The 13,004-nt window shown below is 38.6% G+C and carries 15 protein-coding genes; 12 read left to right on the forward strand and 3 right to left on the reverse strand.

What is annotated here, in order from left to right:
• Nucleotides 1–33 precede the first annotated feature (33 nt).
• The 5 genes from mlaD to murA all read left to right on the forward strand — a co-directional run bounded on the left by mlaD (nucleotide 34) and on the right by murA (nucleotide 3,086).
• The gene (mlaD, locus tag FGD67_RS13150) at nucleotides 34–504 is read left to right on the forward strand and encodes an outer membrane lipid asymmetry maintenance protein MlaD (RefSeq protein ID WP_257171599.1); all 471 of its coding nucleotides are present in this window, start codon (nucleotides 34–36) and stop codon (nucleotides 502–504) included.
• 2 nt (nucleotides 505–506) lie between these two features.
• Nucleotides 507–1,148 (forward strand): phospholipid-binding protein MlaC, encoded by a 642-nt coding sequence (locus FGD67_RS13155; protein WP_257171600.1) that lies wholly within the window; start codon nucleotides 507–509, stop codon nucleotides 1,146–1,148.
• Between the two features lie 69 nt (nucleotides 1,149–1,217).
• Nucleotides 1,218–1,514, forward strand: a complete 297-nt coding sequence (locus FGD67_RS13160) for a lipid asymmetry maintenance protein MlaB (protein WP_257171601.1) — start codon at nucleotides 1,218–1,220, stop codon at nucleotides 1,512–1,514.
• 24 nt (nucleotides 1,515–1,538) lie between these two features.
• Entirely contained in the window at nucleotides 1,539–1,796 is a 258-nt protein-coding gene (locus FGD67_RS13165; RefSeq protein WP_257171602.1) for a BolA family protein, read from the forward strand.
• 27 nt (nucleotides 1,797–1,823) lie between these two features.
• Nucleotides 1,824–3,086 carry a UDP-N-acetylglucosamine 1-carboxyvinyltransferase gene (murA, locus tag FGD67_RS13170; protein ID WP_257171603.1) on the forward strand — a complete coding sequence of 421 codons (1,263 nt, stop codon included), beginning with the start codon at nucleotides 1,824–1,826 and terminating at the stop codon, nucleotides 3,084–3,086.
• Between the two features lie 307 nt (nucleotides 3,087–3,393).
• Here the strand turns inward: murA and FGD67_RS13175 are convergent, their stop codons facing one another.
• From FGD67_RS13175 to FGD67_RS13185, 3 genes are all read right to left on the reverse strand, one after another.
• The gene (locus FGD67_RS13175; protein WP_257171604.1) at nucleotides 3,394–4,395 is read right to left on the reverse strand and encodes a trypsin-like peptidase domain-containing protein; all 1,002 of its coding nucleotides are present in this window, start codon (nucleotides 4,393–4,395) and stop codon (nucleotides 3,394–3,396) included.
• A gap of 243 nt (nucleotides 4,396–4,638) precedes the next feature.
• Nucleotides 4,639–5,994 carry a Do family serine endopeptidase gene (locus FGD67_RS13180; RefSeq protein ID WP_257171605.1) on the reverse strand — a complete coding sequence of 452 codons (1,356 nt, stop codon included), beginning with the start codon at nucleotides 5,992–5,994 and terminating at the stop codon, nucleotides 4,639–4,641.
• Between the two features lie 66 nt (nucleotides 5,995–6,060).
• Nucleotides 6,061–6,525 carry a YhcB family protein gene (locus FGD67_RS13185; RefSeq protein WP_257171606.1) on the reverse strand — a complete coding sequence of 155 codons (465 nt, stop codon included), beginning with the start codon at nucleotides 6,523–6,525 and terminating at the stop codon, nucleotides 6,061–6,063.
• 180 nt (nucleotides 6,526–6,705) lie between these two features.
• On the opposite strand from FGD67_RS13185, the gene zapE reads away from it, so the two are divergent.
• The 7 genes from zapE to FGD67_RS13220 all read left to right on the forward strand — a co-directional run bounded on the left by zapE (nucleotide 6,706) and on the right by FGD67_RS13220 (nucleotide 12,950).
• Nucleotides 6,706–7,821 (forward strand): cell division protein ZapE, encoded by a 1,116-nt coding sequence (gene zapE, locus FGD67_RS13190; protein ID WP_257171607.1) that lies wholly within the window; start codon nucleotides 6,706–6,708, stop codon nucleotides 7,819–7,821.
• 212 nt (nucleotides 7,822–8,033) lie between these two features.
• Nucleotides 8,034–8,858: a hypothetical protein gene (locus tag FGD67_RS13195; RefSeq protein WP_257171608.1), complete on the forward strand. Its 825-nt coding sequence runs from the start codon at nucleotides 8,034–8,036 to the stop codon at nucleotides 8,856–8,858.
• A 256-nt stretch (nucleotides 8,859–9,114) separates the two neighbouring features.
• Nucleotides 9,115–9,543 carry a 50S ribosomal protein L13 gene (gene rplM, locus FGD67_RS13200; protein WP_257171609.1) on the forward strand — a complete coding sequence of 143 codons (429 nt, stop codon included), beginning with the start codon at nucleotides 9,115–9,117 and terminating at the stop codon, nucleotides 9,541–9,543.
• Nucleotides 9,544–9,546: 3 nt separating this feature from the next.
• Nucleotides 9,547–9,939 (forward strand): 30S ribosomal protein S9, encoded by a 393-nt coding sequence (gene rpsI / locus FGD67_RS13205; protein ID WP_257171610.1) that lies wholly within the window; start codon nucleotides 9,547–9,549, stop codon nucleotides 9,937–9,939.
• Nucleotides 9,940–10,396: 457 nt separating this feature from the next.
• On the forward strand, nucleotides 10,397–10,987 hold the full coding sequence (petA, locus tag FGD67_RS13210) for a ubiquinol-cytochrome c reductase iron-sulfur subunit (RefSeq protein WP_257171611.1): 591 nt from the start codon (nucleotides 10,397–10,399) through the stop codon (nucleotides 10,985–10,987).
• Nucleotides 10,987–12,252: a cytochrome bc complex cytochrome b subunit gene (locus FGD67_RS13215; protein WP_257171612.1), complete on the forward strand. Its 1,266-nt coding sequence runs from the start codon at nucleotides 10,987–10,989 to the stop codon at nucleotides 12,250–12,252. Before petA ends, FGD67_RS13215 begins: the two co-directional genes overlap by 1 nt.
• Nucleotides 12,252–12,950, forward strand: a complete 699-nt coding sequence (locus tag FGD67_RS13220) for a cytochrome c1 (RefSeq protein WP_257171613.1) — start codon at nucleotides 12,252–12,254, stop codon at nucleotides 12,948–12,950. Before FGD67_RS13215 ends, FGD67_RS13220 begins: the two co-directional genes overlap by 1 nt.
• Nucleotides 12,951–13,004 lie beyond the last annotated feature (54 nt).

Here is a 13,004-nt window from a genome sequence, read left to right on the forward strand (position 1 = left end):
TTTAATTAGATATTTTTGAATTTGGTGGAAGACATGGTGTCGAAAAAAATAGAGTTATTGGTTGGGCTATTCGCGGTTATTGGTATTGCGGCATTATTAATGTTGGCATTAAAAGTAGCTGATAGTGGCATCTCCGGCAATGGTAATACTTACCAGTTATATGCAAAGTTTGACAACATTGGCGGCTTAAAAGTGCGCTCGCCAATAAAAGTCGGTGGTGTTGTTGTTGGACGTGTCAGTGACATTTCATTGGACAGTGAAGACTATACGCCAGTGGTTACATTGGATATTTATGCGGAATATAACAACTTCTCAGAAGCCACTTCAGTTTCCATTTTAACTGCTGGCTTATTAGGTGAACAATACATCGGCTTGTTACCTGGTTTTATTGATGTTTCAGTTGACACCTTACAGCCAGGTGACTTTATTGAAGATACAAAACCCGCATTGATACTAGAAGAATTAATTGGTCAGTTTTTGTTTAGTCAAGGGAGTGGTGATTAATTATGATGGGCAATGTCATAAAAAAAGTCTTTTTTTGTTTAGCGCTATTAACCATAGCTGTTGGCGCTAATGCTGGAGCAGATGTTGATAAAAAAGATCCTTATCAAATGATCAAAACGGTTGCTGATATCACTTTCAAGCGTTTTGCTAATGAACAAAGTGCGATACAAGCCGAACCTAATTTATTAAAGAATATTGTCCGTGAAGAGTTGATGCCTTACATCAATTATCAATATGCTGCTTATAAAGTCATTGGTAGTAACTTTAAAAAAACCAATAAAGCCGATCGTGCTGAATTTGTCCCGGCATTTCGAGAATATTTAATCACATCTTATGCACAGGTTTTTACTTTGTATAATAATCAAAAAGTCGAGTTTGCTCCGGCAAAAGATTTTTCGAAAGATCGTGTGGTTTCTGTCGAAACCAGTGTGATAGAACCAGGACGTGCCCCTATTAATATCTCTTTTCGTGTGCGCAAACATAAAAAAACCGGTGAATGGAAAGCCTATGATATGGTAGCAGAAGGAATTAGTTTGCTTGATAGTAAGCAAGCAGAGCTTAGTAGCTTGATCCGTCAAAAAGGTTTAGCTCACGTCACTGAAATGCTAAAAGAGAAAAGTGCACGAAACATCGTTTTTAAGTAGTATAAGAGCAGTCAGTTATTATCGATGTAGCAATACAATGGCGTATTATAGGGTTGTTAATAGATTAAAATGATAGATGTCCAACAAGCAGATCAAAAAGCGATTTTTAGTGGTGCCTTAACGCGTGCTACAATAACGCGAGCATTTGATAAAGAGTATCGTAAATTAGTTGATAATGGGCGAGTGGTTTTAGACTTGGCAAAGGTCAGTCAAATTGATACTGCTGGCTTAGCGTGGATTCTATTATTAATTGAATTAGCGGCTAGTAAAGCTTGCCATATTGGCTTAGTGAATTTACCTGATGACTTATTAAAATTGGCAAAACTAAGTGCGGTTGATACTTTATTGCCAATAGAAGATACCTAATATATACGCTATTTGGAGTAAAAAGTGGAAGTAAAAGATATTGAAAAACTAATTACCGATGCGGTTGAATTAGATGAGATTCATGTGGCATTTGATGGTTCACAATGCAAAGTGATTGCTGTGGCAGATTTTTTAGGTGCTTTGAGCCGAGTGAAAAAACAACAAACAATTTATGCGCCTTTAGCACAAGTTATCAATGAAGGCGTGATCCACGCGGTATCGATTAAAACGTTCACAACAGCTGACTGGCAACGTGAAAAAATGTTTAACCTACCTCTTTAATTAACACCGACAGATAAGAATATACTATTGGACGCATTTAAAATTATTGGTGGGCAACCACTACGCGGTGAAGTTACTATTTCAGGGGCAAAGAATGCTGCATTGCCAATTTTAATGGCTGCATTACTGTCAGAAACTCCTGTAACCTTTGCTAATGTCCCGAAACTGAATGATATCGAAACAACGATTAAACTTTTGTCACAATTTGGCGCTAAATGTCAGTGGCTTAGTGAAGACAGTTTAATGATTGATGCAAGTAGCATTGATCATTGTCGTGCATCGTATGAATTAGTAAAAACCATGCGCGCTTCTATCTTAGTTTTAGGTCCTTTACTGGCACGTTTTGGCCATGCTGAGGTGTCCTTGCCTGGTGGTTGTGCCATTGGCGCACGTCCGGTTAACCTTCACATTCATGGCCTGAAGTTAATGGGCGCTGATATTGAAGTTGAAAATGGTTATATCATTGCGCGTAATACTGGCCGTCTCAAAGGTGCGACTATCTTTATGGATACCGTTAGTGTAACGGGTACTGAAAACTTGATGATGGCTGCTGCACTTGCTGATGGCACTACGGTTATTGAAAATGCTGCACGTGAACCAGAAATTGTCGATTTAGCTAATTGTTTAAACAGTATGGGAGCGAAAGTTTCTGGTGCGGGTACGGACACTTTAATAATTGCCGGTGTCGAGAAGCTACATGGCGAACGTTACTCCGTTATGCCTGATCGTATAGAAACGGGAACGTTTTTAGTCGCTGCCGCGGTAACTAAAGGTAAAGTTAGGTGTTTAAAAACGGATCCTAAAGCTTTAGATGCTGTACTGAGCAAGTTACAAGAAGCCGGTGCAATTATCACTACAGGTGATGATTGGATTGAACTTGAAATGACGACAAAGCCAAAAGCAGTAAATGTACGTACTGCGCCTCATCCTGCGTTTCCAACGGATATGCAAGCGCAATTTTTAGCGCTGAATGCAATAGCAGAAGGTACGGCAACGACAACGGAAACTATTTTTGAAAATCGGTTTATGCATGTGCCTGAACTACAGCGTATGGGTGCAAAAATTAGTATTGAAGGTAATACAGCAATCAGTACCGGTGTTGAGCAATTAAATGGCGCTCAGGTGATGGCGACAGATTTACGCGCTTCAGCAAGTTTAGTTATTGCTGGACTGGTGGCGAGCACGGAAACGCAAGTGGATCGTATTTATCACATTGATCGTGGTTATCAAAAAATTGAAGATAAGCTACAAGCGTTAGGTGCCAATATTACTCGTATTCAAGTTACTTAATTTAAGCTAAATATTAAAAATCCCAGCCAGTTGCTGGGATTTTTTTTGTTTGCCAAATAACCTCAGTTCGGGATAAGCAAAGCTACTCAACAAGCTATTTTAGCGCCTATCTGTGTTGGATCTGCTACCAATAGCCAGCTATGGATACGCAGAACCGCCTTGATAAACACTCAACTATCAATGTTGAGTGATAGAGATAGAGTTATTTTATCGTGATGAATTAAGTTCTTGATATTAAGTTCTATTTTTAGGTTGGTAAGCATTCATTAACCCGAACTGAGGTTAAATAGTACGCTATGTGCTGTAGCTACTTTGTTACCTCAGCGATAGTGACAGGAAGTATTAGCTTTTGGTTGTCCCGAGATACCATAAAGTTTAACACGCTGCCAGGTGAGGCTTCTGCAACTACATCTAAGCCTTGTTTGGCATTTTGTACTTGAATATCGCCAATTTGATAAACCACATCACCTGATTGCAAACCCGCTTTCATTGCCGGGCTTTGCGGTGTAACAGCACCGATAACAAAGCCTTTGATGCTAGCAACAGAATCATTGGCCTCAACGCCAAGCCAGCCGCGAATAACGCGTCCATGCTCAATAATTTTTAGCATAATCTTATGTGCTAATTGGTATGGCACAGCAAAGAATATACCTTGAATATTTAGATTTGGATTTGCTTGAGTAAACTTTCTTGAGTTAATGCCTACTAGCTCACCATTGGAGTTGATAAGTGCGCCACCAGAATTTCCTTCATTAATAGCTGCATCCATTTGTAAAAACTGCAAGTAACTTGTGCTTAAACCACTTTGTCCGGTGGCACTAACGATACCTTGAGTCACGGTTTGCCCTAAATTTAGCGGATTACCGATAGCGAGTACAACATCGCCTACTTGTGACGTTAAGCTATTGTTTTGTGGAATAACAGGTAAATTACTGGCTTGAACTTTTAACACCGCAAGATCAGTTAACACGTCGTAACCAATGAGTTCGGCATGAAGTTCTTGGCCTCTTTGTAGTACGACAACAATTAAATCAGCACTTTGCACAACGTGGTAGTTGGTTAAAATGTAGCCTTGGTTGTGCATGATCACGCCACTACCTAAAGTTACTTTTCGTGATTGACGGCCATAAGTTGGGTTGACTTGAATATCTTCAGAGTAGATGTTTACCACTGCAGGTCCGGCTAAACGCACGGCTTTAGCATAAGATAAGGGTTGTTGCTTTGTCTCGGTAGTGGTAAATACTTGCCAAGGAACAAGGTTATTTTCACGTAATTCAGGCATCAGTAATAGTAAAACTACTGCGAACATGACGCCGTAACTCGCAGAGCGAAGGAAAAACTTTAAGGCATTGATAATTTTCAATGGGATTATTTTTATTAGTCTAATTTTTTGTAGATTAGCACAAAGCCTTTGTAGTGAAAAAGTTTTTGTCAGTTGTTAGGCTATAAATTATATCTCTTGTTGAGATATGAAATAAAAAGCCTGTCGATTTGACAGGCTTTTGGTTTTAAAAATAAGTAAGGTTAAGCGCTTATAAATTGATTATATTGGCTATCTAATCATCAAAAATAGCGCTGAGTTATTACGTAATATATTGAGTGCAAAGACACCTTTATGGTCATTTAAGTAACTACGTAATTCACCAACATTAGCAATGCGCTGGCGATTAATGCCATTAATTACATCACCTTTACGTAAGCCTATTGAAGCAGCTGGACTATTTTCAGCAATTTCAGCAACAATAATACCATCACCTTGATTGTTGTTTTCTAGTTCAGCGCCGTCAAGCATACGATGTAAGCTTGCCGCTTCGATATTTGCTGTTTCAGATTTCTTTAAAGTGACGTCATACTCTTTCTCTTTACCGTCTTTTCTGATCACGGTGATTTTTACGGTTTTTCCTGCACCAATTGAACCAATTTTACCTCTAAGTTCATTGAAGGTTTTCACCATTTTGCCATTTACTTTGGTAATAACATCACCGGCACGAATACCTGCTTCATCAGCGGCAGAATCTGGTGTTACTTGTTCAACAAAACCACCTTGGTTGGTATCGAGCTCCATGGCTTTAGCTATTTCACTGGTAACACTTCGACCAGCGACACCTAACACACCACGTCGTACTTCACCAAACTCGATAATTTGGTTGACTAAGTTTTGTACCATATTGCTTGGAATAGCAAAGCCGATGCCAACATTACCACCATTAGGCCCTAAAATAGCGGTATTAATACCGATAAGTTCGCCACGTAAGTTAATTAAAGCACCACCTGAATTACCACTATTGATAGCGGCATCGGTTTGTATAAAGTCTTCATAATTTTCAATGTTTAAACCACTGCGGCCTAAAGCACTAACAATACCCGATGTTACTGTTTGCCCAAGGCCAAATGGGCTACCAATAGCGACGGCAAAATCACCAACCCGTAAGCTATCGGAATCAGCGACCTTTACTTCCACGAGATCATCGGCTTCTATTTGTAATAAAGCGATATCACTCGCTTCGTCACTGCCAATTTTTTTTGCTTCAAGTTGACGGCCATCCTTTAAAGTAATTTGAATTTCGTCGGCGTCGTTAATAACATGGTTGTTAGTAACGATATAGCCCTTATCGGCATTAATAATAACACCAGAGCCTAAACCACGAAATTCTCGTTCTTGTTGTTGGCCTTGACGAGGGTTACCAAAGAAAAATTTAAAAGCATCAGGAACACGCTGTTTAACTTCATGAGTGCCGCGTACGGAAATCAGGACTACACCAGGAGTTACATGCTCCAACATGGGAGCGAGGCTTGGCATGGTCTGGCCATTAACCGATTGAGGTAAGCCCGCTTGGACAGGAAGGCTTGCCATGGCAATCGTACTGGAAAGTAATACGGTATTTATTAAAACTGATAATTTTTTCATATAATAGAAAACTCCTAACTAAAGTATTTATACCCAATTAAAGACATAGAATAAAAAAATTAGTTCCTAACCATTGCTCGTGCTATTTGTAACACTATGTTTCTTATCGTCAAACAAACCACTTGGTGCACCAGAATAATCTAGGGGGGGCTCTGATACAGTTTCATCATTTTGGCGCAAATTTTTCTTGTGTCGTAAGTTGACTGTTTGCGCTAATTGTTCTTGTGTTTCTTTCGAAAAAAACGGCATGTTTTCAATGTTTTCAGGTGTCGCTTGCTGTAGTAACTGGGTACTTTGCGCCATCTGACTCATTGCGGTTTGGCAAGTGCTGTTCATTTGCTCAAGTAGTTTTGCTGAACTTTCAAGATGGTCAGCAACATCAAGTTTGTACTGTGCTAATTCTGACTCACTTTGGCTGGCTTTCGCGGCAAGTTTTTGCGTTTCTTGAGCAGAGGAAGAAAGCATTCTGTTAGCAAAAAAACCGATAATAGCACCAACGATAAATAGCCCGAACCCTAAAACAACATTCATATTTTTATACCTTCATTGTATTCATGGAAAAAATTAGAGAAAATAACCTTCAATCCAATTCAATATAACGTGCTTCACGCTACTTTCCTAATGAATATATTTGTTAAAAAATATTTTTCAAGGGCAGTAGATGTAAACCGTGTATGAAAATAAAACTAGTGCGAATAAAACGGTTGTTAAATGATTAAATTATCCCCTATGGAAAAGTATACTCGAGATTTAACTCGCGATGATTTTCTTTTTGATGCGGCACAGGAAAATGCGGTAAAAAATTTACAGCGTTTATATGAAGACTTAAGCACTAAGCCGTTGCCGGTATCTGGTTTTAAAAAAGTGCTGAACCGTTGGAAGCGCGTGGTTAAAAAACCACAAAAAACGATTATTACAGGAATTTATTTTTGGGGTGGTGTTGGCCGTGGTAAAACCTATCTCGTTGATACCTTTTATGACTGTTTGCCATTTAACAATAAAATGCGCGTGCACTTTCATCGCTTTATGCATCGTGTGCATGAAGAACTTAAGACCTTACAGGGGCAAGCTGATCCGCTGAAAATCATCGCTAAACGCTTCGCCGATGAAACATGTATTATCTGCTTTGATGAGTTCTTTGTTTCTGATATTACCGATGCGATGATTTTAGGGACTTTATTTGAAGAATTATTTGCCCATAATGTCACTTTAGTCGCGACCTCAAATATTATTCCAGATGAACTGTATCGTAATGGTTTACAACGTGAACGTTTTCTACCCGCTATAAAGCTGATTAATGAATGTTGTGATGTTGTTAATGTTGATAGTGGTGTTGACTATCGTTTGCGTACTTTAGAGCAGGCAGAAATATTCCACTTTCCGTTAGACCAACAAGCCGATGAAAACTTAAGACATTACTTTCAACAATTATCCTTGGAAGTTGGTCAAAAAGATAAAGTGATTGAAATTAATCATCGTGCGCTAACCACAGTACAAGAAGCTGATGGTGTTGTGCACTTTGAATTTTCTACCTTGTGTGAATCTGCGCGCAGCCAAAGTGACTATATGGAGTTAAGTCGATTGTATCATACGGTTTTATTGGCTAATGTCACGCAGATGGGAGCAGATAATGATGATAGCACGCGTCGTTTTATTGCTTTAGTTGATGAGTTTTATGAGCGCAATGTTAAATTGATTATGTCAGCGGAAGTGGCATTAGAGTATTTGTATACTGATGGTCGATTAAGTTTTGAATTTAAGCGTTGTTTGAGTCGATTACAGGAAATGCAATCGCATGATTATTTAGCGAGTGAACACTTACCTTAACAGTTTACATACCTGATTAATAACCATTAACTTTTAATCATTCTTTCAATACAATATAAAAAAACTATAAGAATGAAATGGAATTTAAAAAAATGATTAAAAATTAATTGATTTACTTTAGCGTCGTATTAGTTGCTACAGTTACACTTAACGTATCGGCGCAGGTTACTGATAATCCCTTTAGAAATTCACTCGAGATCACAGAAAAATATTTGCCAAAAGCACTTAAATCTATGTGGCAGAGTGAGTATTTGGTTTGGCGGGCACAGTTGTTTAACTCTGCTTGTAGTGAACAATCTTTAGGCGTATCAAGCGTCATTAATTCAAGCTTTGGATTGTTTAATCAATTCATTATTGATCAAGTAATAATGAATAAAGAGCTAGCGTCCGATAATGAACAGTTAATATTACAAGATAGCAATAAATTATATTATCTACTCTTTAGCAAAATATATGCTTCGGCTTATAAAAAGCGCTTACAAATAATTAAGCAATATCATCCGGACATCAGTGCTGAATTATGTCAACACGCACTGACTTTGGCTAAACAATATCCTGCTGACGAACAGCCAATATTACCTTGGCAAACAACTCAAAAGGCAGAAGGAAATACTTGGCGAGCCGATTTATTTTCAATGCGTGTAGTTTATAAACATTTTATTGCGGCTTTTTTTGACCGACAAAAACCATTTGCTGAAATTATTGATGCAGAAATATATGCCATAATAGTAAAAGATAAAAAGGCAATATTAGCGTTTTCTGACATTAGTGATAGCTATAAATATTCTGCTATATTAATGAACAATATAGATGAAGCTTATGAAAAAAGAACCGGGACAAGCTTAACTGATAAAAATTATCAGCCAATATACGCTCAAACAGCAAGTATGGTCGCCACTCAAGCCTATCGGCTTGGAACGATTTCAGCCCTTATGCAGATTAAAGCACTTTATCCTGAAGAATTTCCTAAAATTGAAGCTCATATGACTAGCTATATTAAATTACAGCTAAGTACATTAGAGCAGGATAAACAATGATTGAACGAAGTATTTAGTAAATCGTAGTAAAATTTTATGCTTTTTAAGCAATAGTAGAAAAAGATTAAAAATTAGGCGTGATCTTTTAAGCTTTGTTCTGTATAATCCGCGCTCCCTACGTTACAAAGCTTGTTCTTTTTCCAGAGGACCGGCAACGGACTCGATGCTCGAAGGGGCAATAGCGTAGTCTTTAACGGATAACTTAAGGTTTTCTTAGGTTATTATTTAAGTAACACTTTTAAAATTGGGTTTTTTAATGAAAACTTTTGTAGCTAAATCAGAGAGCGTACAACGCGAATGGTTCTTAGTGGACGCCGAAGATAAAACTTTAGGTCGTATCGCTACTGAAATTGCAAGTCGTTTACGCGGTAAGCATAAAGCAGAATATACTCCTCATGTAGATACTGGCGATTACATCGTTGTTATCAATGCTGAGAAAGTAAAAGTAACTGGTAATAAAGCGAAAGGTAAAATTTACTACTCGCATACAGAATTTGTTGGTGGTCTTAAGCAAATTAGCTTTGAAAAGCTAATCGAAAAAGCTCCAGAGCGCGTGATTGAATTCGCAGTTAAGGGTATGTTACCTAAAGGTCCTTTAGGTCGTGAAATGTTCCGTAAACTTAAAGTTTACGCGGGTACTGAACATAAACATACTGCACAACAACCACAACTTTTGGAGCTGTAAGCAATGGCTGATAATCAATATTACGGTACTGGTCGTCGCAAGAGCTCAACTGCTCGTGTGTTCATGAAAGCTGGTAACGGTGCTATCACAATTAATAAACGTGACATTTCTGTATATTTCGGTCGTGAAACGGCTCGTATGGTTGTTCGTCAACCATTAGACTTAGTTGAAATGTTAGAAAAGTTTGACTTTAACATCACAGTAACTGGTGGTGGTATTTCTGGTCAAGCTGGCGCAATCCGTCACGGTATTACTCGTGCATTAATGGAGTTTGATGAAACTTTACGTAGTCCTCTACGTAATGCTGGTTTCGTTACTCGTGATGCTCGTAAAGTTGAACGTAAGAAAGTTGGTTTACACAAGGCTCGTAAAAAGCCACAATTTTCAAAACGTTAATATTTACGTTTACGATTTCAAAAACCGGCTTTTGCCGGTTTTTTTATGGTAAAAATTTGATCGACGTCATGTTTTTTTGTTTTGAGGCTCGTAAAATGCCTATCAGCAAATGTCGGTTTACTATCCGGTAAAAAATCGTTTCTCATTTCTTAAATAACTATTAGTTGCCAGTTAATAAGCGTTAAAGTTTTTACCAGTATAGATGTACAATACACAAGATAGTAAAGTCATAAATACGAATAGTTTTCATTTGCTTGGTGTGACAATTGACAATTAACTTTTATTTGCATAAACCTATGCTGAAAAGGTTAATTGCCTTGTAAAAAACAAGGGTTTTCTTTATCATCAGAACAATTTTTTTGTCGTTGATTTAGTCGATCAGCAATCTGCACAATAACTAAGTGATTTTCTTAGTCATGTGTTGTTGTTTTAGCTAGATAATAATTGGAGAGTTTGAATGAGCAATGCGCCCGTTAACAACGGCCGTCGACGCTTTTTAACTGCGGCTACCTCGGTAGTTGGTGGTGTTGGTGTTGTCGGTGTGGCTGTGCCTTTCATTGGTTCTTGGAACCCTAGTGCGCGTGCGAAAGCCGCAGGTGCACCGGTTGAAGTCAATGTAAGTAAAATAGAGCCTGGTCAATTAATTCGTGCTGAATGGCGCGGTAAGCCAGTATATGTCGTACGTAGAACCGAAGAAATTCTCTCTGGTTTAAGTACACATGACGACCAATTGAAAGATCCACAATCAGAAGTACCACAACAGCCCGTTTATGCGACTAACGAGTTTCGTTCGATTAAACCAGAGTTTTTGGTGGCGCTCGGTGTGTGTACTCATTTAGGTTGTGCTCCTACTCACCATAAAGGTGACTTCGAACAGCACGTTGCTGGTGTTAAAGATGGCTTCTTCTGTCCTTGTCATGGTTCTAAATTCGATATGGCTGGTCGTGTTTTCCAAAGTGTACCAGCACCGACCAACTTGATGGTTCCTGAGCATTCATTCCCTACTGAAGATACCTTATTAATTGGTGTGTCTGGAGGAGAAGCATAATGTTGAATAACTTAATGGCTTGGATCGAACAGCGTCTACCTTTGATGGATGCAATGAACAAACATGCGGCACAATACCCAGCGCCAAAGAACTTTAACTTTTGGTATGTATTCGGTATTTTGGCCAGTGTTGTTTTAGTCAATCAGTTATTAACTGGTGTATGGCTAACAATGAATTATGAACCATCAGGCGATGGTGCATTTGCTTCGGTAGAATATATCATGCGTGATGTCGACTACGGTTGGTTATTGCGCTATATGCATTCAACGGGTGCGTCAGCATTCTTTATCGTTGTTTATATGCATATGTTCCGCGGCATGTTGTACGGCTCTTACCAGAAACCTCGTGAGTTATTGTGGTTATTCGGTATGTTAATCTTTTTAGTTTTAATGGCTGAAGCCTTCATGGGCTACTTATTACCTTGGGGTAATATGTCGTATTGGGGGGCACAAGTTATTATCTCAATCTTTGGCGCAATCCCCGTGATTGGTGATGACTTAACGCTCTGGATCCGTGGTGATTATGTTATCTCTGGCGCGACGCTAAACCGTTTCTTTGCCTTGCATGTCATTGCCTTACCATTAGTGTTAGTTGTGCTAGTTTTCTTACATATTTTAGCGTTACACGAAGTGGGTTCAAACAATCCTGACGGCACGAACATTAAAAAGCCTAAAGGTAGTGTTCCTCTTGAAGAACAAAGTAAATTTACTTTCCACGAACAATACACTAAGAAATACGATATTGTTGATGCGATACCATTTCATCCTTATTACACCGTAAAAGATTTAGTTGCCGTTGTTATTTTCCTTATTGTTTTTTGTTGGGTGATGTTCTTTGCGCCAGAGGGCGGTGGTTACTTTATGGAAGCGCCAAACTTTGAACCAGCTAACGGCTTGAAAACACCAGAGCATATCGCACCGGTTTGGTATTTTGGTCCATTCTATACCATTTTACGTATTATTCCTGATAAGCTTTTAGGCGCTATTGGTATGTTTGGTGCTATTATCACCTTGTTTATGTTGCCTTGGTTTGATCGTGGTACGGTTAAATCATTACGCTACCGTTGTACTGCTCATACCGTTAACCTTGTGCAATTCGCCATTTGTTTTATCATTTTGGGTGTTTTGGGGACATTACCTGCAACCCCACTGAATAATATGATTGGTACTATTGCTAGTTTCGGTTACTTTGGCTTTTTCGTTGCGCTATGGATATACAGTAAAAATGAAAAAACTAAGCCAGTTCCAGAGAGGGTAACAGGATAATGAAAAAATTTATTTTAGCAGTTTTAGCTATGCTACCTATGTTAGCCTTAGCGGCTGGCTCTAGCTTGCATTTAGATGAAGCCAACAATGATTTAACGGATAAAGCCTCATTAAAACGTGGTTTTGAAGCTTACATTAATAATTGCTTAGCTTGTCATGAACTTAAATATCAGCGTTACAATCGTACTTTTGCAGATCTAGGTATTTCTGATGAAGACGGCGTAGCTAATTATATGTATACCGGTGAAAAAGTCGGTGACCATATTACTAATACGATGCCGGCGAAAGAAGCTGCTAAGTGGTTTGGTAGTACACCACCAGATTTAACACTTGAAGCACGTTTTAGAAGCCCTGATTGGATCTACACTTATTTGCGTTCTTTTTATGTTGATGAAAGCCGCCCATTTGGTGTTAACAATAAAGTTTTTAAAGATGTGGGTATGCCACACGTATTACAAAACCTCCAAGGGGTTCGTACAATAGATGAACACGGTAATTTGTCTGAAGCTACTGGCGGTTCAATGACCACAGAAGAATATGACGAATTTGCTCGTGATTTAGCTAATTTCTTGGAGTATACCGGTGAACCAAATAAACTTGAACGCGAAAGCATGGGTTATTGGGTTATTGGTTTCTTATTTATCCTGCTATTCTTTTCTTACTTATTGAAGAAAGAATACTGGAGAGATGTACACTAGTTATTAATGTTATATAGCACAGTGTAAATGTTAGATATTACTGGGGGCTTTGGC

This window comes from Colwellia sp. M166 (assembly GCF_024585285.1).
Classification (GTDB): domain Bacteria; phylum Pseudomonadota; class Gammaproteobacteria; order Enterobacterales; family Alteromonadaceae; genus Cognaticolwellia.